This window comes from Azospirillum sp. B506, assembly GCF_000333595.1.
Taxonomy (GTDB): domain Bacteria; phylum Pseudomonadota; class Alphaproteobacteria; order Azospirillales; family Azospirillaceae; genus Azospirillum.
The window spans coordinates 1-20283 of the sequence record NZ_BADK01000018.1 but is presented as its reverse complement, the minus strand read 5'-3'; the positions used below and the strand labels follow the sequence as shown (position 1 = coordinate 20283).

The following is a 20283-nucleotide window of genomic DNA, read 5'->3' as shown; positions in this document are numbered from 1 at the left end:
GTTTGCCCTCCAGGGAGAAAAGCGATTCCGTCCGCACCGTTGCGCCCCATGCCGCTATGAAAAGCCGTCGCTGTCGTAGCATCGGGCAGACGGGGAATCCAGTCCGCTCCACTCGACTTGACAAGCGCCGGCCCGGCGCGGGATCGTCCGCCCGCTCGCCGGGCCGCCGCCCGGCGGCTGCCATACGGGCCGCCGGCCATATACGCCGCCGGCGCCGGCGGCCGGACTTGCGCCCAGAACTGGGGTTTCCATCATGATTCCGAATTTGGCCTTCACCTGGCAGCTCACGGAGGTCCACGGCTGGGGACTGGTGGGTGTCCACACCGCCCTCTACCTCGCCGATGCCGGACGGCCGCCGCTGCTGCTGGAAAAGCCGCTGATGGGCACCCTGCGTCCGGAGAACCGCGCCAGGCTGCAACCCCTGGAAGCTCCCTACCAGCAGGTCGCCGCCATGGCCGACAACGCCAAGGGCCGCATGCTGCTGCTGAAGGAGTTCGACGTCCTGCATGCGCTGGGCAACGGCTTCACCGCCGGCGGCCCGTCCGGGCGTTTCCGCGGCCGGCGCAATGTCGGTGTGATCGCCTATGAGGACACCCGCTTCACACCGGAGGTGATGGCCCGCGCCCGCCAGTACGACCGCATCGTCGTGCATTCCACCTACAACAGGCAGCTTCTGGAGATCTGGGGCTTCGACAATGTCGGCCTCGCCTTCCAGGGCATCGATCCGACCGAAATGGTCGAGGCCGAGCCGAGCGGCCGTTTCGGCGACCGCTTCGTCGTCTTCTCCGGCGGCAAGCTGGAGTTCCGCAAGGGCCAGGACATCGTGCTGGCCGCCTTCCGGGCCTTCCGTCAGCGTCATCCCGACGCGCTGCTGGTCACCGCCTGGCAGAACGCCTGGCCGGAGGTCGGCATGACGATGGCGGAATCGCCGCTGGCGCCGAAGCGGCCGCGGGTCCTGCCCAACAACATGATCGACGTGAAGAGCTGGGCCTTCGAGAACGGCGCCGACGAGGGGGGCTTTGTCGATCTCGGCTTCCTCGGCCGCCACCAGATCGCCGGCATCCTCGCCGACTGCCACGCGGCCGTCTTCCCCAACCGCTGCGAGGGGGCGACCAACCTCGTCGCCATGGAGGCGATGGCCTGCGGCGTTCCGGTGATTCTGTCCAACAACACCGGCCACCGCGACCTGCTGAAGAGCCCGACCCAGGGTGACGACCTGTGCCTGGCGCTGAACCATCAGCTCCCGGTCGCCGACCGCGACGGCAGCCGCTTCGGCTGGGGCGAATCCTCGGTCGACGAGCTGGTGGAGGCGCTGGAGCGGCTCTACGCCGACCGTGCCGCCGCCAGGGCGCGCGCCGCCCGCGCCAAGGCCTTCATCCGCGGCGAACGCAGCTGGCGCGCCTTCGCCGAGGCGTTCGTCGACGCCACGCAGTAAGGCCGGGGGCTTTTGCCGGGATTATTGAGGAAGGAGGTCCGGCCATGCCCGCCACCCTGGTCCTGCTGGCAAGGCCCGAGGATGCGCGCCATCTTGCCGCCATCCTCGCCGGAGCCAACGGCGAGCTGAGCGTCGTGACGGCCGCCGACCGCCCCCAGCTGGAAGCCGCGATGGCCGGATGCGAGCGGGTCGACCGCCTCGTCGCCTTCCGGACCAACTGCGTGGTGCCGGCGGAGCTGCTGCGGCGGGTGTCAGGCCCCTCCTACAATTTCCACCCCGCCCCGCCCGCCTATCCCGGCCGCTACCCCTTCGCCTTCGCACTCTATGACGGGGTGGCGCAGTATGGAGTCACCGCCCACGAAATGGTGGAGCGGGTGGACGCCGGCCCGATCGTCGGTGCGCTCGGCTTCGCCCTGCCCGCCGATCCAGACCCGGTCTGGCTGATCGACCAGGCCCATAGGGCGCTGATCCAGCTGTTCGTGATCCTGGCGCCCCAGCTGGCGGCGACAGACCGGCCCTTGCCCCGCACGGAGCTTGCCTGGGACCACAGCCGCCGCTGCACGGCGAAGGCGCTGGATGCGCTCCGCACCCTGCCGACCGACATCGGTGCGGACGAGCTGGAACGCCGCATCCGGGCCTTGCGCAGCGTTGAGCCGGAAGGGATCCGCCCCCGCATCGTCCTGCATGGCCGGAGCTTCGCGCTGGAGAAGGAGACCCCATCCGGTACCCGTTGAAGCATCGGACAGACTCCAGGCTTTCGGTTTTCCGTGCGAGTCACGTTTCAGACGCTTCCGTCTGAAGCGATCACACTCTAGCGCCCCACCCCGTCGAGGGCGTCGAGCAGGCGGCGGGCGGCGGCATCCCAGGTGAAATTGTCCATCAGATGCCGGGCGGCGTCGCGGCGCTCCCCCTCGGGGTCGCGGATCACGCGGGACAGGATGTCGGCCGCGGCATCCTCGTCCGGATGCCACCAGTCCAGCCCGTGGAAGGGCGGATAATAGGCGTTGCTGTAGGGCATCAGCGCCGGGCCGGTGGTGCAGGGGATCAGGTGGGCGACCCGGTCGTTCAGATAGGCGGTGTAGGCGCTGTGCCGGGGCGCGATCAGCCCGGCCCCCAGGCAGCCGGCGCGGGTGATCGGCAGGTCCCACCCCTCGCCATGCGACAGGCTGAGATAGTGGGTGGCCACGGCGTAGAGGCCGGCAATTCCCGCATCGTCGTAGCGGTCGGTCAGCAGGGCGATGGGGGCCGCCTCATCCAGCTGCCGGCCGGTGGCGCGCATGCCCTCCTCGACCAGACGGCGCATCTCGCCCATGAGGGACGTCCCGCCCTTTCCCACCTTCAGGATCAGGATCGCATCGTCGTCGGCACGGGTGCCGCGCAGCCAGACCCGCAGCAGCCCGGCGAGATTCTTGCGCGCGACGAAGTCGGAGATGTTGAGAACCCGCACCCGGTAATCCATCACGCTGCGCCCGCGCGGACCGACGATGGGCAGCGGCTGCGCCGCCGCATCGGCCGGATGGGGGGCGATACCGGGCGGGCAGACACGGACGCGGTCTTCCGGATGGCCGGCGGCGATCCAGGCCAGGCGCGAGGAGTCGGTCGGCACGACGACCAGCTCGTGGGTCCGGTTGCAGGCGGCCCAGGAATCCGGAATGCGCGGTCCTTCGAACATGGTGTAGTTGACCGTCGGCAGGCCGGGAAGCGGTTCCACCAGCGGCGGGGTCAGCACGGTGAGCGCCAGCCGCGCCCGCACCGGATCGCCGAGGCGCCGGGCGGCCGCCTGCAGGATCGGGTCGGTGAAGGCCGGGCGCCAGTTCTCCTCCCCCATCAGCCCGGCCAGCCGCAAGGTCGTCCCGCATTCCATCAGGCTGCGCACGAAATGCTGGGCGAAGTCGCCGTAGCCCGATAGCACGGAGAAGGGGGCGCGGACCAGCAACCCCTCCGGCGTGTGTGGCCGCCGGAGGTCGGCGGCAAACCGGCGGTAGAGCCGGGCGCGGGACAGCAGGACATCGCGCTGCGCGATCGTCGGCGCGCCGCCGGATGGAGAGGGGACGCCGGATGGGTCGCTTCCAGCCGGCAGCAGGGTCTCTTCCGCCAGGTCCGGACGGCCGAGCGCAAGCCAGGCCGTGGCCAGATGGCTGCAGGCATCGGCATGGCCGGGCTGCCGGGCCACGACAGGGGTCAGCACCTCGACCGCCCGGGCATAGTCGCAGTGCGACAGCAGGGCCACCGCCAGCAGAACCTGCCGGTCGGGATCGGTGGGGCACAGCCGGGCGGCATGGGTCATGTGGCGCGTGGCCGCCCCGTAATCGCCGGACCCGTGCAGCAGGTTGCCGAGGCGGTTGTGCACTTCGGGATCGCCGGGCATCAGCAGGCAGGCGACGCGCAGATGGCCAATGGCTTCCCGCCTGGCTCCGCGCGCCTCCATCACCACCGCCAGATTGACGTGCCCCTGCGCGAACAGCGGATGGCCGGCAAGCAGCCGATGCAGCGTCCGCTCCGCCTCGTCCAGCCGGCCCGACTGGTACAGGATGACGCCGGCCAGGCTCAGGGCGTCGCGGTCGCCGGGATCCTCGTGCAGCACCCGCTCGACCAGGGACAGCGCCTCGTCCCGGCGCCCGGCCTTGTACAGTTCGATGGCGCGATCGGTGACATGTCCCATGGCGTGGCCTTGACCGGGGAAGAACAGGGGAAAAGCGGGCGCTTGGGCGAAGAAAACGGCACATCGCCCGATCCCCGGCCCTTCCGGCGGCATAGCACAGGCCAATTTGGCCGGTCAATTGAACCAGCCGCCTTGAAGCTGGGAGCGGATCGTCAGCGGCCTGTCTGGAAAGAGACCTCGGGATGAAGGGTCACCTGGCGCCACGCGCCTCCCGTGGCGCCGGCACAGATCTCGGCCAGACGGTTGAACATGTTGTGGCCGTTCAGGACGGCGGCACGCTGCCGGGCCAGCAGGGCCGACACGTCGGTGTCCCGGTGCCGCTCCATGAAATCCATGATCCGCCGGTATGTCGCATCCGGATCGCGGATGTCGATCCCGCAGAAGGTCGAGGGGTCGAAGGCTTCCCCGACTCTGGTGAAGCCGTGATAGATCGGGATCGACCAGCCGAGATAGGCGTCGGCGAGTTTCTCCGTCCAGTAATGGGCGCTCTGGTAATTCTCGATGCAGAGATGGAATTTGTACGGAGCGATCGCCGCCCATTTGTTGGCGACCTCGCAATAGCCCCGGCCGTACAGATGGAGTTTGTCCCCCATGAGGGCCTTCAGCCGCCGCAGGAACTCCGCCCGGACGACATGCCCCTCGGTGAGCAGCTTGTCGGAGACGATGGCGGAAACGGCGAAGGCCTTGTCCAGCCCCGTCACCCCGGACAGCAGGTCGTAGCCGATCGGCCCGGATCCGGGCCACGCCTCGACGCCGGACAGCCCGATGTGCCAGGGCAGCGGAACCTGCGAAAGCAGGACGCGGGGATGGACCAGATCCTCATGGGAGGTGACGACCAGATCGAACTGGTCCAGGTAGCCCCGGCTGTAGCGGGACAGGGACGGCGGCTCCCCGGTGGCCAGGACGAGGTTGCCCTGCCGGCAGGTCACCGTCCTCGGCACGTCCAGATCCTCGTAGACCACCACCCAGTCCGACTGCCCGTCCGCCCGGTTGGCGACGAACTGGTGGTTTCCCCAGCGCCCGGAGCCGCCGGGGGTCTGGCGCAGCCAGGGCTGGTCCCACCATTTGTACAGCAGGTTGACGGTGATCGGAGCGGACGGCGCCCCCTTCGGCTCCGCCCGGACGCGCAGGGGGGCGTTCAGGATGCGCTGCCGGCTGTCGATGTCGGCCAGTTCGGCCAGGGCCTCCCCGTCGCCGGGCAGAAGGCGGGAAAGCTCGCCGTAGCAGTCCTTCGCCTCGTCCAGCCGGTTGAGGCGCTTGGACAGCGCCCCGACGAAACGCAGCAGCACGGGCTGGCCGGGAAGCAGGGCCATCGCCCGGCGCGCAAGGCGAAGCGCCTGCCCGTCCCGCCTGACGCCTTCCAGCCCCTGGGCCAGGACGAACCACTGGTTGGCATCGGCCGGATCGACGGACAGGCGGTGGACGCACTGCCGCAGCAGGGCCTCGAACTGGCCCGGGGCGGTGAACTGAAGGCGCTGACGCATCGATCGGCCTGACTTATCCGAAGGTTGCCTCCCCCGCCCGTGGCGGCGGAGGGTGGGGATGGGAGGGGGCAATCTCGGACAGTCCGCCCGCCTTTTCAACATGAAGCGCCCATGGCCCGGCCCCGTCATCCGGCCCCCTCATCCGCCCGCCGTGATCCGGCGGATGCAGACGCTATGAAACCGGCCGGCAGGCGTCCTATAACTCCCGCATCGTCCCACCGCCTCCGCGCAGCCTGTCGCCCTTCCGAAAAAGGCCTTTCGACCCATGAAGCTCCTCATCATCGACTCCCGCGTGACGAAGGCGAGCGATGCCTACAGCGAAACGGAAGGAATGGGCGGGATCGCCTCGTCGCTGATCTACCTGTCCGACACCCTCGCCGCTGAAGGGCACGAGGTGGCGCTTGCCATCGGCAGCGACCGGGACGTGCGGCGGAGCGGTGTCAGGATCATCGACTGCTCCAAGGTCACCGCTGCGGATCTGGCCGGGGTCGATGCGGTCATCGTCAGCAACAATGCCGACAACGTGACGGCGGTGAAGCGGTTTCTTCCCTCCGTGCCCGTCTTCCTGTGGGTCCACATCCAGCACGACGTGTGGTTCCACGACCTGAAATGCCTGGCCCATTACCTGGACACCGACCATGCGCGCTCCGCCGACGGCATCGTGTTCGTCAGCGAGTGGCAGAAGCGGGTCTTTCTGGAGCGGTTCAAGGACACCGTCCCGGCGGAGCGCTGCCATGTGATCCGCAACGCCTGCAATCCCTTCATCCTGCGGCAGCGCGACGACGAGGCCGGACTGTTCGAGGCCAGGCGGGCGGCGCTGGAGGTGGCCTATGTCTCGGCGCCGACGCGCGGGCTGGACACCCTGCTGACGCTGTGGCCGGCGGTGCGGGCGGAATGCCCGGCCGCGACGCTGGCCGTCTATTCCGGCCAGTCGATCTACGGCATCGCGCCGGCCAACGACCCCATCCACCGCCGGCTCAGCAGCATGACGCTGGAGGGCGTCGACTACCGCGGCCCGCTGTCCCATGCCCGCCTGACCGAGCGGCTGATGAACACCGCCATCGTCGCCTACCCCACCGCCTTCGAGGAAACCTCCGGCATCGCCCCCATCGAGGCGCTCGCCGCCGGCTGCAGCCTGGTCTGCACCGACCGCGGCGCCCTGCCGGAAAGCACCGCCGGCTTCGCCACCACGATCCCCTACGGAGAGGGCGGCCATCCGTTCGAGAAGGCCTTCACCGAGGCCCTGGTCGCCAAGATCAGGCAGTGGAGCGACGGCGACGGAGCTGATCTCGAGGCGTCGCTGCGGCACCAGCGCCAGGCGATCTGCGCCAATTACCGCTGGGAGAACCGGGCGCTGGAATGGAAATCGCTGATCGCCCTCTACCGGACAGGGCGCTGACCGGACAGGCGGCACAGGGCAACGGCGCACAGGCGGCAGGCCGGTCAGCCCGGCCGCTTGCGCGCCACGAAGATGATCGGCGTTTCCCAATGCAGGCGCCGGGCCAGCCAGATCGCCGGCTCCAGCAGGCCGGAGCGGTGGACGAAGGTGACGATGCGCTTGGCGACCGACAGCGCCGCCCAGTCGCCGAAGCCCAACGTGCGCAGGCGTTGTTCGAAGACGCTCCAGCCCCAGTCCAGCACCTCCAGCCGACCGGGATGGCGGCCGAGCCAGCGGTCGAACCAGGGACGGTCGATCAGGTTGAGGGTGTCGACATAGGCCGGGTCGCGCCCGAACAGCCGGACATAGAGCTTCGCCAGCCCGGCCGGCATCCGCGGCAGCCACAGGATGCCGTAATGCCCCTCCCACCAAGAGCCGTAATTGGGCACCACGATCAGCAGCAGCCCGCCCGGCTTCAGCACGCGCAGCGCCTCGTCCAGCACCGCCGCCGGATCGCCGACATGCTCCAGCACGTTGGAGGAATAGACGATGTCGAAGCTGGCGTCCGGGAAGGGGATCGCCTCGCCGGTGGCGTCGCGCACCGCGTCGGCCGGCAGGCCGTAATGGTCGATCAGCCGGCGGCAGACGTCGAGCGTGGAGCTGTATTCGCCCATGCTGGGCTCGATGCCGTGGATGTCCAGCCCATGGGCCGTGCGTCCGCGCACCACGGTCATGCCGCAGCCGGACCCGACCTCCAGGATGCGGGCCCGGCCGGCATCGACGCCGGCCGCCGCCGCGGTGCGCCGCAGCTCCGCCACCTGTTCGTCGGCGCGTGCCTCCGACAGCATGTCGCGCACGACGTCGGCGACCGGCACGCGGGTGACGCCGCCGATGAAGCCGCTGTCGATGTAGCCGCGGGACAGCAGCCGGCCCAGCTCCTCCCAGTCGGGGGGGGCAATGCGGCTCTCCTGTCCCGCCGCCGCCTCAGGCATTCTTCGTCGCCCGGATCACGAAGATGGTGGCGCTTTTCATCCGGCCCAGACGGTCCTGGATGCACTCCGCCTTGAAGCCGTTGCGCTCGAACAGCGCGACGATCTCCTCGATCGAATAGAAGGTCTTGTAGGGCGGATAATACCAGTCCTCGACCTGGGCCTGGATCGACACGTTGTCGGCGCGGCGGTTGATCTCCTGCCCCTTCAGCAGGCAGGCGAGCTTGGTCAGGCCGGTGAAGAAGCCGCCGACCAGCTTGCGCCGGGCCGGCGTGTCCATGTAGGCGCGGCAGAAATGGCGCACGCCCTCATGCACCGGCGACAGCCAGGTCTTCAGGTAGAGGCCGAGATAGACGGTACCGCCCGGCTTGGTGACGGCCATCAGGTTGCGCATCACCTTCATCGGGTCGGGCGCCATCATCGCCACCCCCCAGCACCAGACCAGATCGAACGGCCCCAGTCCGTGGTCCAGTTCCTGGAGATCCTGGTGGTGGAACTCGATGTTGTCGCGGCCAAAGCGCTGGGCCTGCTGGCGGGCGGTGGCGAGGCTGTCCGACGACACGTCGACCGACACCACCCGCTCCGCCATTTCCGAGAGGATGACGGAGCAGATGCCGTGGCCGCAGCCGGCATCCAGCGCCCGGCCGATCTGCCGCTCGCTCAGCGTCTCCAGCATGTACTTCTTGGTCTCGTCGTAGATCGGCACGAAACGGGGCCAGAAGTCGTCGTAGAATTCCTTGGTCGCGAGATCCATGGGGCTGCCCTCCCGCCCGCTGAGGGCGTCGCGTTGGTCGTGATGGTGATGGTCTTAAGGAGTGCCGGCCGACGCCGTCCAGGGGGAATAGGGCCTGATCCGCCGTGCCGCCGCATCCGGTTCGACGAACAGGCGGGCGTTGCGGTTCAGCAGGGCCGCCAGCTGGCTGTAGCCGCTCTGGGCGCTGACGCCCAGGACATCGGCGTTCATCAGCACGTGGAAATCCTGCAGGAACTCCAGCCCCCTCCACGGTTCCACCGCCCCGTCCTTCGCCAGATCGGCGAGGGAGACCGGGGCGAATTCGGCGAAGTCGCCGATGGTCGCCGGATCGTCGGTGGCGATGTAGAGCACCGGCCGGTCCAGCGTCGGCCACAGCGCCTTCAGCCAGTCGACGTACCAGGAGGTTTCGGTGATGGTGTAGCGGAACCAGACGAAGTCGCCGCGGCGGATGTGCAGGGCCACCACCGTGTTGCCGCGGGCCTTCAACGCCTGCATCACCGGATCGACATGCGGCAGCCATTCCGGCCGCGGCCGCAGCCAGGACTGCACGCGCTCGCGCCACGCCTCGCGGTACTCGAAGAGGAACAGCGGCGACAGGATGTCGACGTCCGGACGCGGGTCGTCGCGCCGCCCGGTCACCAGATCGTTCAGGATGCGCCGGCCGAAATGCAGCGGCTTCAGCCCGCCGCCGGGCCTGGGATCGTCCAGGTCGAAGTAATAGCCGCCGACCCAGTCCGGCGTCTCCAGCCGGTAGCCGAATTTCTCGGCATAGAGCCGCACAAGCACATATTCCAGCACATTGTGGGCGAAGCGGCCATGGGTCGCCAGGGTGGATGAGCAGAGGCGCGGCAGGGACGGGTCGGGGTTGGCCGGCCGCTCCAGCTGCAGGCCCCGCCGGGCCAGGGACTGCCGCAGCCCGGCGATCGACTTCACGGTGAAGAAGCGGCTGCCATGGCCGTGCACGCCGGCCAGCACCTCCACCGCGCGGTCGACCTCGCCGGCCGCCAGCCAGTTCTCGGCCACCGCGGTCAGGCATTCGAGGCGGAAAGCCTTGGGATCGGCGGCATGCGGATAGCGGTAGTCGGCGAAGAAGCGCCGCGCCTCCTCATGGCGCCCCTGGCGCGCCAGCAGGGCCGACAGCATGTCGATGGCGCCGGGCACGTCGGTGCCCGGCCGGGTCAGCGCCAGCCGCAGCACCTGTTCCGCCTCCGCCAGCCGGTCAAGGCCGGTCAGCACGTCGGCCAGCCGGGTCAACGCCAGACCGACCCCGGCACGCGCCGCACCGGCATAGCTCTCGACCGCCGCATCGGCCAGTCCGGCGGCATGCTGGGCATTGCCCTGGTTGTAGAGTGTACTGCCCTGCCCCGGCTGGAGCAGCAGCGCCCGGCGCAAGCAGATCAGGGAGTCGTCGATCCGGCCGACCTCGATCAGCAGATTGCCAAGATTCATATGGGCGCTGGCAAAGCCCGGATTCAGGGCGAGCGCATTCCGCTGGCTTGCCTGCCCCTCCTCCACCGCCCCGTCCTGGCGCAACGCGATGCCGAGGTCGTGATAGCTTTCGGGACGCTGGGGATTCAGCCGCAAGGCGCGGCGATAGGCCATGGCGGCCGTCGCCCAGTCGCGCGGGCCGCCACGCCCGCCCAGCAGGGCGGCAAGCGCCAGATGCGCCCCCTCCAACGCCGGATCGAGCTGAATCGCCCGGCGGTACGCCGCGGCGGCGGCATCGACCTGCCCCAGTTCGGACAACGTGCTGCCGAGGTTGCAGGCGGCATCCGCCATCTCCGGCGCGATGCCGAGAGCCGCGCGGATCAGCTCCAGCGCCTTGTCCCGCCGGTCCTGGCGCCGCTCGATCAGGCCCAGCAGATGCAGGGCATGGGCGTTGCGCGGGTCGGCCTCCAGAATGCGCAGATAGACGGCGCGGGCTTCGTCCAGGCGGTCGGCGCGATGGAGCCCCACGGCGATTTGCAATGCTTCGGCAACGGTAGCCATGACGATCCGTGCTGTGCGGCCTCCGGCCCCGGCCCCGCGGCCGCACCCGACCGGGGCCGCCGGGGATGGCCGGCCCGTTCGGCGCGCACCCTATCGTTCCGCGATAGGCGCTTCAACTCCGTTCGTGCCGCCCGACGGCTTCTCCCTCTAAGGCTTCTCCCTTGACCTGCCGGAAAGCCGGCACCGCGGCAACATGGCCCCGTGCCTTCTCCGGGGCCGGGCGCAACGCCCCTTGCCTTGCCCGGATCCTTTGAGGATAGTGCCCGATCATCAATGCCGTACAGATCAAGGGTCGGTCCTTTGCGCAAAATTGCCCTCATCACCGGCGCCACTGGCCAGGATGGCGCGTATCTTGCCGAGCTTCTGCTGGGGAAGGGCTATATCGTCCATGGCATCAAGCGCCGGTCGTCCTCCTTCAACACCGGCCGGGTGGAGCATCTCTACCGGGATCCGCATGAGGAGGACGTCCGCTTCTTCATGCATTACGGCGACCTGACGGACAGCACCAACCTGATCCGCCTGGTCCAGCAGGTGCAGCCGACCGAGATCTACAATCTGGCGGCCCAAAGCCATGTGCATGTGAGCTTCGAGACGCCGGAATACACCGCCAATGCCGACGGCATCGGCACGCTGCGCCTTCTGGAAGCGATCCGCATCCTGGGGCTGGAGAAGACGACGCGCTTCTATCAGGCCTCCACCTCGGAGCTGTACGGCAAGGTCCAGGAGACGCCGCAGCGGGAGACCACGCCCTTCTACCCGCGCAGTCCCTATGCCGCGGCCAAGCTGTACGCCTACTGGATCACGGTGAACTACCGCGAGGCCTACGGCATGCACGCCAACAACGGCATCCTGTTCAACCATGAAGGCCCGACCCGCGGCGAGACCTTCGTCACCCGCAAGATCACCCGCGCGGTGGCCAGCATCGAGCAGGGCAAGCAGGATTGCCTTTATCTGGGCAACCTGGATGCCAAGCGCGACTGGGGCCATGCACGCGACTATGTCGAGGGCATGTGGCGCATCCTGCAGCAGGACGAGCCGGACGATTACGTGCTGGCCACCGGCGAGACCCACAGCGTGCGCGAGTTCGTCGAGCTGGCCTTCGGCCATGTCGGCCGCGGGATCGAATGGCGCGGCGAAGGCGTGGACGAGGAAGGCCTCTGCCGGAAGACCGGCAAGGTGGTGGTCCGCATCGACCCGCGCTATTTCCGCCCGACCGAGGTCGACCTGCTGCTGGGCGACCCCAGCAAGGCGCGCGCGAAGCTGGGCTGGACCCACACCACCGCCTTCCGCGATCTGGTCCGGGAGATGGTCGAGTCCGACATGCGTCTCCTGGCCGGCGGCGACGATCACCGCTGACACAAGCTGCCCCGCGACCGCCCAGTAACCGATGTAGGCGCCGTTCCATGACCATTGGAGGAATGACCCGAAGCGAGCCGAAGACCGCACTGATCTTCGGCGTTTCGGGCCAGGACGGCGCCTATCTCGCCCAGCTTCTGCTGGATAAGGGCTATGCGGTTCACGGCACCTCGCGCGACCGGGAGATGGCGGGCTTCGCCAACCTGCGGCGGCTCGGCATCTTCGGCCGGGTGATCCTCCATTCCTCCGTGCTGACCGACTTCCGCAGCGTGGTCGAGGTCATCGCCCGTGTCCGGCCGGCCGAGATCTACAATCTCGCCAGCCAGGCCTCGGTCGGGCTGTCCTTCGAGCAGCCGGTCGAGACGCTGAACAGCACCATCTCCAGCACTATCAACATCCTGGAAGCGGTCCGCTTCCTGGGCCTGGACACCCGCTTCTACAGCGCCTGCTCCAGCGAATGCTTCGGCAACACCGAGGCGCCGGCGGACGAATCGACCCCCTTCCACCCGCGCAGCCCCTATGGCGTCGGCAAGGCCGCCGCCTTCTGGGCGGTCGCCAACTACCGCGAGGCCTACGGCCTGTTCGCCTGCTCCGGCATCCTGTTCAATCATGAATCGCCGTTGCGGCCCACCCGCTACGTCACGCAGAAGATCATCCGCGGGGCCGCCGACATCGCCGAGGGCAAGACCGACAAGCTGGAGCTGGGAACGCTGTCGATCGCCCGCGACTGGGGATGGGCTCCGGAATATGTCGATGCCATGGCCCGCATGCTGGCCCTGGACGAGCCCCATGATTTCGTGATCGCCACCGGCGAGGCGAACCGGTTGGAGGATTTCGTCGCCCAGGCCTTCTCCTATTTCGGCCTGGACTGGCGCCGCCATGTCAGCGGCAATCCGGACCTGCTGCGCCCGTCGGACATCGCCTTCAGCCTGGGCAACTCCGCCAAGGCGGAGCGGATGCTGGGATGGCGTGCCGAACGCCGCATGGCCCAGGTGGTCACCGGACTGGCGGACGCCGAAATGGCACGCCGGTCGGTCGCCTGAGAAGATCCCCTCTCCAGAACAGCCTTCCGAGGAAAGCCCGCCCGATGTCGGCCAGGAGCAAACTCGTCATCAACATCGAGGTGGACGACCGCACCGTCCTGTTTCCCGACGGCAAGTTCCTGTCCCACATCGCCTTGCATGAAGGCGAAGCGCCGGACGGCGGCACCGTGCGGCTGGAGGGCGTCTTCCTGTTCAACGAAAGCCGGCTGGGGCCGGACATCGCCTCCCTGGATGTCGAGGATGCCCGCGAACTGGCCAGATCGATCCTGGATGCCGTGTTCCAGGGACGCACCCAGCATGTCCTTTCGGAAGCGGCCAAGATCGCTGTGATCTTCAACCCGAACGGCTTTGTCCTGCGCTTCGGCGAAGGGGCGGCCCTGCGCGAGCTGTTCATCGGCTCTCCCGCCATCGTCCGGCTGGCCCAAGGCGTCCTGCGGATGGCCGACCGCCTGTCGGCGTTGCCCCCACACTGATTCCTACCCCACGCACTGCTCCCACGCGCCGCCGAGCTGCGACGCGACGGACATGACGACGAACCGAAAAAAGGCGGCGGCCGGGTAACCGGCCGCCGCCTTTTTCATGATCCCGCCCCGGTGGCTGCCCGGTGGCCGTGGAAGCCGGGCGGCATGGGACAGTCGCACAAGCTCGCAATCGGCAGGAACGCCCAAAGAGAAAGGGGCGCCCTTGCGGACGCCCCCTCCCTTACCCTTGGCTTGGCTCAGGCCGCCGTCATCAACCGAGGTTGATGTCGGAGAGCGAGAGGACCGTGCCGTTGTAGACGCCGAGCAGCCGGACCTCGGTGGCGGCCACCTGGCCGTCGCCGTTGGTGTCGACCACCTGGTACAGGCCGGAGCTGGTGCCGTTGTTGGCCAGAACCAGCGTGCTCGCACCAGCCGACGAGTTCGTCAGCGTTCCCAGCGCCGTGCGGAAATTGGCGAGGGTCGCATCCGTCAGGCTGCCGCTGACGACCGAGGTCAGGCTCACCAGCTCGTTGGAGCTGACGTTCACGCCGTTGGTCGCCGCAGAGGCCGTCGAGAGCGAGGCATCGCCGTTCTTGTCCGCATCGGTCCGGGCCGCACCGGTCAGCTGCACCTTGTCGGTGCCCGACTGGAAGTTCGAGACCGAGACGAAGCCGCTGTTCGCGCCCAGCGCCGAGATGTCGGTGAAGGACGAGTAGACGACCGTGTCGGTGCCGCCGCCCGGGGCCAGGGTCAGGCTGTCGCCCGTACCGGCCTGGAAGCGGATGCCCGCACCACCCGTGACCGTGATCACGTCGGTGCCGGTGCCGCTGATCAGCGTCTCGATGCCGGAGACCGACATCGTCACACCGGTGTTGCCCAGCGTGATCACGTCGTTGCCGGTACCGCCGGTCAGCGTCTCGATGCCACGCAGCAGCACCGTGTTGCCGTTGTCGCCGAGGCTGACGACATCCGAGCCGGCGCCGCCGACCAGGATCTCGATCCCGGTCTCGGCCCGCATGGTGACGCCGGTGTCGCCCAGGAACACCAGGTCGCTGCCGGCACTGCCGATCATCGTGTCGATGCCGCGGGTGATGACGGTGTTGCCCGTCCCACCCAAGGTCACGACGTCCGAACCGGTGCCGCCGACCAGGAACTCGACGCCAGACGCCGTCATCGTCACGCCGGCCGAACCGGTGAAGACGATGTCGGTGTTCGCACCGCCCACCAGGGTATCCACACCCGACACGGTGACCGTGTTCGGCGTGTCGCCCAGGGTGATGACGTCGGTGCCGACGCCGCCGACCAGGGTCTCGACCGCACGGGTCAGCAGGGTCGTGCCCGAGGTGCCGAGGATCAGCACATCCGTGCCGGCGCCGCCGACCAGGATCTCGATGCCCGAACCCAACGTCATGGTGACGCCGGTGTCGCCCAGGAACACCAGGTCGCTGCCCGCACCGCCCGACAGGGTGTCGATGCCGCGGGTGATGATGGTGTTGCCCGAGGAGCCCAGGGTCACGACATCCGAACCGGTGCCGCCGACCAGGAACTCGACGCCCGAGACCGTCATCGTCACGCCGGTGGTGGCGGTGAAGACGATGTCGGTGTTCGCACCGCCGGTCAGCGACTCGATGCCCGTCACGGTGATGGTGTTCACCGTGTCACCCAGCGTGATGACGTCGGTGCCAACACCGCCGATCAGCGTCTCGATGCCGCGGGTCAGCAGGGTCGTGCCCGCGGTGCCGATGGTCACCACGTCGGTGCCGGTGCCGCCGACCAGGATTTCCAGGCCGTTGGCTGCCGTACCGATGACATCCACGGTCAGCGTGTTGCCGGTGTCACCCAGGGTGATGACGTCGGTGCCAACGCCGCCGATCAGCGTCTCGATGCCGCGGACGATGCTGGTGTTGCCAGCCGTACCCAGGGTCAGGACGTCGGTGCCGACACCGCCGATCACGAAGTCCGCACCCGAGACGGTCAGGGTCGACCCGGCCGTGCTGGTGAAGATCACCTCAAGGCCCGTGCCGCCGACCAGCGTCTCGATGCCGCTCACCAGCAGCGTACCGCCGGCCGAGCCGATGGTGACGATGTCGGTGCCCACGCCACCGGTCAGGGTCTCAAGACCCGAAACCAGCAGGGTGTTGCCCGCCGTGCCCAGCGTGACGATGTCGGAGGCGAGGCCACCGATCAGCGTCTCGATGCCGTTGACGATCAGCGAGTTGGCCGTGTTGCCCAGCGTGATGACGTCGGTACCCACACCGCCGGTCAGCGTCTCGATGCCGCGCAGCAGCACCGTGTTGCCGGCCGTGCCGAAGGTGACCACATCGACGCCCGTGCCGCCGACCAGGATCTCCAGGCCGGACGCCAGCAGCGTCGAACCCGCCGAACCCAGGAACACCAGGTCCGAACCGGCACCGCCGGTGAGGGTCTCCAGCGCGTTGGCCACCAGGGTGTTGCCCACGGTGCCCAGCGTGATGATGTCGGTGCCCACGCTGCCGCTCAGGGTCTCAAGACCCGAAACCAGCATCGTGTTGCCGGCCGTGCTCAGCGAGATCAGGTCGAGGCCCGAACCGCCGATCAGCGTCTCGATCCCGGACGCCAGCATGGTGGTCCCGGTGTCGCCGATGGTGACGACGTCGGTGCCGACGGAGCCGGTCAGGGTCTCCAGGCCACGCAGGATCAGGGTGTTGCCCGCCGTGCCCAGCGTCACGACGTCGGTGTTGGTGCTGCCGACCAGGATCTCGATGCCCGACGCCAGGATGGTGTTGCCACCCGACCCCAGGAAGATCACGTCGGTGCCCGAACCGCCGGTCACCGTCTCCAGCAGGTTGGCGAGCAGCGTGCTGCCGGCCGTGCCGATGGTGATCAGATCGGTGGCGGTGGAACCGGTGATGGTCTCAAGGCCCGAAACCAGCAGGGTGTTGCCGGTCGTGCCCAGCGTCACGACGTCGGTGGCCGCGCCGCCCGTCAGCGTCTCGACCAGCGTCACCGCGAGGGTGTTGCCGGACGAACCCAGCGTGACGACGTCGGAGAGCGTGCTGCCCGTCAGCATCTCCAGAGCGGAGACCAGCAGCGTGCCGCCCGTGGTGCCGATGGTGATCGCATCGATGGACGCACCGCCGACGATCGTCTCGAACAGCGAGACCGTCGCCGTGTTGGCCGTGTTGCCCAGCGTCAGCACGTCGGTGCCGACATTGCCGGTCAGCGTCTCGATGCCGCGCAGCAGCAGCGTGTTGCCGGCCGTGCCCAGCGTCACGACGTCGGTGCCCACACCGCCGATCAGGATGTCGACGCCCGACACCACGACCGTCGAACCGCCCGAGCCGAGGAACACCAGTTCCGAACCCGTGCCGCCGACGATCGTCTCAAGACCGTTGGCAAGCAGCGTGCCGCCGGACGAACCGATGGTGACCACGTCGACACCGGCGCCGCCGGTCACGGTCTCCAGACCCGAGATCAGCAGGTTGTTGCCGCCCGCGCCCAGCGTGATGGCGTCGATGCCGGTGCCGCCGGCCAGCGTCTCGATGCCCGAGACCACCATGGTGGTGCCGGTATCGCCGATGGTGATGACGTCGGTGCCGACATCGCCCGTCAGGCTCTCAAGGCCACGGACGATGACCGTGTTGCCAGAGGTGCCCAGGGTGACGGTGTCGCTGCCCGCGCCGCCGATCAGGAACTCCAGACCGGAAGCCAGGACCGTGTTGCCGGCCGAACCCAGGAAGACGAGGTCCGTACCCGAAGCGCCGGTGATCGTCTCGATGCCCGAGGCCAGCAGGGTGCCGCCCACGGTGCCGAGCGTGACGACGTCGGTGCCAACCCCACCGGTCAGGGTCTCCAGCAGCGACACCAGGATGGTGTTGCCGGCGGTGCCCAGACGGACGACGTCGGTGCCGACCTGACCGGTCAGGGTCTCAAGGCCGGACACCAGGATGGTGTTGCCGAGGACCGAGCCGATGGTGATGACATCGGTGCCGACGGAGCCTGTCAGCGTCTCGATGCCCGAGACGAACAGGGTGTTGCCGCTGGTGCCGATGGCGATGACGTCGGTGGCGGTGCCGCCGATGACCGTCTCGAACAGCGAGACCGCCGCCGTGTTGCCCGTGTCGCCCAGCGTCAGGATGTCGGTGCCGACGTTACCGATCAGCGTCTCGATGCCGCGCAGCAGCAGCGTGTTGCCGGAGGTGCCGAAGGTCACGACGTCCGTGCCGACGCCGCCGATCAGGGTGTCAATGCCCGACACCGAGACCGTCGACCCGGCCGTGCCGAGGAACACAAGTTCCAGACCCGTGCCGCCGACGATCGTCTCAAGACCGCTGGCAAGCAGCGTGCCGCCAGCCGAACCGATCGTGATCACGTCGGTGCCGATGCCACCGGTCAGCGTCTCCAGCAGGCCGCTCAGCACCAGGGTGTTGCCGGCCGTGCCCAGGCTGATGACGTCGATGCCGGTGCCGCCGCTCAGCGTCTCGACATTCGACATCAGCATGGTGGTGCCGGTGTCGCCGATGGTGACGACGTCGGTGCCGGCCCCGCCGATCAGCGTCTCCAGACCGCGCAAGGTGATGGTGTTGCCGATGGACGACAGCGTCACGATGTCGACCGACGTATTCGCCGTGTCGATGTTCGCCCCGGCGACCAGCGTCTCGATGCCGGACACCAGCAGGGTGCTGCCGGTCAGGCCGATGAACACCAGATCGGTGCCGGCACCGCCGGTCAACGTCTCCAGCCCGGTCGCCAGCAAGGTGGTGCCGGCCGAACCGAGCGTGATGACGTCGGTGCCGATACCGCCGGTCAGCGTCTCCAGCAGCGACACCAGAACGGTGTTGCCGGCCGTGCCCAGCGCGATGGCATCGGTGCCGGCCTGACCGGTCAGGGTCTCCAGGCCGGACACCAGCATGGTGTTGCCCAGGGCCGAGGCGAGGGTAACGACATCGGTGCCGACGCCAGCGGTCAGCGTCTCGATGGCCGAGACCAGGACGGTGTTGCCAGCCGTGCCCAGCATGATGGCATCGGAGGCGGTGCCGCCGACGATCGTCTCGAACAGCGAGACCGTCGCCGTGTTGGCCGTGTTGCCCAGCGTCAGCACGTCGGTGCCGACATTGCCGGTCAGCGTCTCGATGCCGCGCAGCAGCAGCGTGTTGCCGGCCGTGCCCAGCGTCACGACGTCGGTGCCCACACCGCCGACCAGGATGTCGATGCCGGACGCCAGAACCGTGTTGCCGGCCGTCCCGAGATAGATCAGTTCCGAACCCGTACCGCCGACAATCGTCTCAAGCGCGTCGACCAGCAAGGTCGAGCCGGCGGAACCCAGGGTGACGACGTCGGTGCCGACGCCGCCGGTCAGCGTCTCCAGCAGGCCGCTCAGCACCAGGGTGTTGCCGGCCGCGCCCAGGCTGATGACGTCGATGCCGGTGCCGCCGCTCAGCGTCTCGACATTCGACATCAGCATGGTGGTGCCGGTGTCGCCGATGGTGACGACGTCGGTGCCGGCCCCGCCGATCAGCGTCTCCAGGCCGCGCAGGAGGATGGTGTTGCCGATGGACGACAGCGTCACGATGTCAACCGACGTATTCGCCGTGTCGATGTTCGCCCCGGCGACCAGCGTCTCGATGCCAGACACCAAGAGGGTGCTGCCGGTCAGGCCGATGAACACCAGATCGGTGCCGGCACCGCCGGTCAGCGTCTCCAGCCCGGTCGCCAGCAAGGTGGTACCGGCCGTGCCCAGCGTCACGACATCGGTGCCGACACCGCCGGTCAGCGTCTCCAGCAGCGACACCAGGAGCGTGTTGCCGGCCGTGCCCAGCGTCACGACATCGGTGCTCGTGCTGCCGACCAGCGTTTCAACAGCCGACACCAGAACGGTGTTGCCATTCGGGCAGAGGGTGATGACATCGGTGCCGACGCCGCCGGTCAGCGTCTCCACGGCGCACACCGCCAGCGTGCTGCCGGCCGTGCCAATGCTGATGACGTCCAGGCCGGTACCGCCGGTCACGGTTTCAAACAGCGAGACCATGACCGTTCCGCCACCGCTGCCCAGCATCAGCACATCGTTACCGATGCTGCCGGTCAGCGTTTCGATCCCGACCAGCTGGACGGTGTTGCCGCCCGGATTGGCCAGAGTCACCGCGTCATTGGCACTGCTACCGACCACGATGTCGATGTTCGTCAGCGTGACGGTGGTGCCTGTGGTCGCCAGATAGACCATGTCGGTGCCGACGCCGCCGATCAGCGTCTCGATGTCGGTCACCGTCAGCGTGCCGCCTGCAGAGCCGATGGTGACGACATCGGTGCCGGCCCCGCCGGTCAGCGTCTCGATCCCGCCGATCACCAGGGTAGACCCGGCCGTGCCGATGGTGACCACGTCGGTGCCGACGCCGCCGATCAGCGTCTCGATCCCGCCGACCAGCAGGGTCGAACCGGCCGAGCCGATGGTGACGACATCGGTGCCATCGCCGCCCACCAGCGTCTCCAGACCCGCGACCGCCAGAGTGCTGCCGGCGCTGCCCAGGCTGACGACATCGGTGCCATCGCCGCCCACCAGCGTCTCAAGCAGCGAGACCTGCAGCGTCGCGCCGAGCGTCCCCGCCAGCGTGACGATGTCGGTACCGATGCCGCCCACCAGCGTCTCCAGCAGCGAGACCTGCACGGTGTTGCCGACGCTGTCCAGGCTGACGACATCGGTCCCGGCGCCACCCACCAGCGTCTCAAGCAGCGAAACCGGATGGTCGAGCCGGCTCG

At 68.5% G+C, this 20283-nt stretch carries 12 protein-coding genes; 6 read left to right on the top strand and 6 right to left on the bottom strand.

The genetic code is table 11. The features are described 5' to 3' along the window. Window positions 1-253: 253 nt before the first annotated feature. A complete protein-coding gene (locus I71_RS00590; RefSeq protein WP_042688650.1) occupies window positions 254-1435 on the top strand; it encodes a glycosyltransferase family 4 protein in 1182 nt (393 codons plus the stop codon). Between the two features lie 44 nt (window positions 1436-1479). Next, window positions 1480-2169 carry a formyltransferase family protein gene (locus I71_RS00585; RefSeq protein WP_049975835.1) on the top strand — a complete coding sequence of 230 codons (690 nt, stop codon included), beginning with the start codon at window positions 1480-1482 and terminating at the stop codon, window positions 2167-2169. Window positions 2170-2246: 77 nt separating this feature from the next. Here the strand turns inward: I71_RS00585 and I71_RS00580 are convergent, their stop codons facing one another. Together I71_RS00580 and I71_RS00575 are read right to left on the bottom strand one after the other, a co-directional pair. After that, the gene (locus I71_RS00580) at window positions 2247-4097 is read right to left on the bottom strand and encodes a tetratricopeptide repeat protein (RefSeq protein WP_042688649.1); all 1851 of its coding nucleotides are present in this window, start codon (window positions 4095-4097) and stop codon (window positions 2247-2249) included. Between the two features lie 152 nt (window positions 4098-4249). Then, window positions 4250-5581, bottom strand: coding sequence for a glycosyltransferase family 10 domain-containing protein (locus I71_RS00575; RefSeq protein WP_042688648.1), 1332 nt, complete (start codon window positions 5579-5581; stop codon window positions 4250-4252). A gap of 265 nt (window positions 5582-5846) precedes the next feature. Between I71_RS00575 and I71_RS00565 the strand changes: the two genes are divergently transcribed. Next, window positions 5847-6980: a glycosyltransferase family 4 protein gene (locus I71_RS00565; protein WP_049975834.1), complete on the top strand. Its 1134-nt coding sequence runs from the start codon at window positions 5847-5849 to the stop codon at window positions 6978-6980. A gap of 44 nt (window positions 6981-7024) precedes the next feature. On the opposite strand, the gene I71_RS34700 is transcribed toward I71_RS00565, so the two are convergent. The 3 genes from I71_RS34700 to I71_RS00550 are packed head-to-tail and all read right to left on the bottom strand — an operon-like array spanning window position 7025 to window position 10691. After that, window positions 7025-7951 (bottom strand): class I SAM-dependent methyltransferase, encoded by a 927-nt coding sequence (locus I71_RS34700; protein WP_049975833.1) that lies wholly within the window; start codon window positions 7949-7951, stop codon window positions 7025-7027. Further along, a complete protein-coding gene (locus I71_RS00555) occupies window positions 7944-8702 on the bottom strand; it encodes a class I SAM-dependent methyltransferase (protein WP_042688645.1) in 759 nt (252 codons plus the stop codon). Before I71_RS00555 ends, I71_RS34700 begins: the two co-directional genes overlap by 8 nt. A gap of 54 nt (window positions 8703-8756) precedes the next feature. Then, window positions 8757-10691, bottom strand: a complete 1935-nt coding sequence (locus tag I71_RS00550; RefSeq protein ID WP_042688644.1) for a tetratricopeptide repeat protein — start codon at window positions 10689-10691, stop codon at window positions 8757-8759. 273 nt (window positions 10692-10964) lie between these two features. Here I71_RS00550 and gmd point away from each other — a divergent pair, with 273 nt between their 5' ends. The 3 genes from gmd to I71_RS00535 all read left to right on the top strand — a co-directional run bounded on the left by gmd (window position 10965) and on the right by I71_RS00535 (window position 13563). Next, window positions 10965-12047 carry a GDP-mannose 4,6-dehydratase gene (gene gmd, locus I71_RS00545; RefSeq protein WP_042688643.1) on the top strand — a complete coding sequence of 361 codons (1083 nt, stop codon included), beginning with the start codon at window positions 10965-10967 and terminating at the stop codon, window positions 12045-12047. 62 nt (window positions 12048-12109) lie between these two features. Further along, window positions 12110-13090, top strand: coding sequence for a GDP-mannose 4,6-dehydratase (locus I71_RS00540; RefSeq protein WP_244433528.1), 981 nt, complete (start codon window positions 12110-12112; stop codon window positions 13088-13090). A gap of 44 nt (window positions 13091-13134) precedes the next feature. Continuing rightward, window positions 13135-13563, top strand: coding sequence for a hypothetical protein (locus I71_RS00535; RefSeq protein ID WP_042688641.1), 429 nt, complete (start codon window positions 13135-13137; stop codon window positions 13561-13563). Between the two features lie 259 nt (window positions 13564-13822). On the opposite strand, the gene I71_RS00530 is transcribed toward I71_RS00535, so the two are convergent. Continuing rightward, window positions 13823-20242: a calcium-binding protein gene (locus tag I71_RS00530; protein ID WP_211098350.1), complete on the bottom strand. Its 6420-nt coding sequence runs from the start codon at window positions 20240-20242 to the stop codon at window positions 13823-13825. Window positions 20243-20283: the final 41 nt, after the last annotated feature.

Coding starts and splice junctions, on each gene's coding strand:
- I71_RS00590 (WP_042688650.1), top strand. CDS start 254: ATGATTCCGAATTTGGCCTTCACCTGGCAGCTCACGGAGGTCCACGGC.
- I71_RS00585 (WP_049975835.1), top strand. CDS start 1,480: ATGCCCGCCACCCTGGTCCTGCTGGCAAGGCCCGAGGATGCGCGCCAT.
- I71_RS00580 (WP_042688649.1), bottom strand. CDS start 4,097: ATGGGACATGTCACCGATCGCGCCATCGAACTGTACAAGGCCGGGCGC.
- I71_RS00575 (WP_042688648.1), bottom strand. CDS start 5,581: ATGCGTCAGCGCCTTCAGTTCACCGCCCCGGGCCAGTTCGAGGCCCTG.
- I71_RS00565 (WP_049975834.1), top strand. CDS start 5,847: ATGAAGCTCCTCATCATCGACTCCCGCGTGACGAAGGCGAGCGATGCC.
- I71_RS34700 (WP_049975833.1), bottom strand. CDS start 7,951: ATGCCTGAGGCGGCGGCGGGACAGGAGAGCCGCATTGCCCCCCCCGAC.
- I71_RS00555 (WP_042688645.1), bottom strand. CDS start 8,702: ATGGATCTCGCGACCAAGGAATTCTACGACGACTTCTGGCCCCGTTTC.
- I71_RS00550 (WP_042688644.1), bottom strand. CDS start 10,691: ATGGCTACCGTTGCCGAAGCATTGCAAATCGCCGTGGGGCTCCATCGC.
- gmd (WP_042688643.1), top strand. CDS start 10,965: ATGCCGTACAGATCAAGGGTCGGTCCTTTGCGCAAAATTGCCCTCATC.
- I71_RS00540 (WP_244433528.1), top strand. CDS start 12,110: ATGACCCGAAGCGAGCCGAAGACCGCACTGATCTTCGGCGTTTCGGGC.
- I71_RS00535 (WP_042688641.1), top strand. CDS start 13,135: ATGTCGGCCAGGAGCAAACTCGTCATCAACATCGAGGTGGACGACCGC.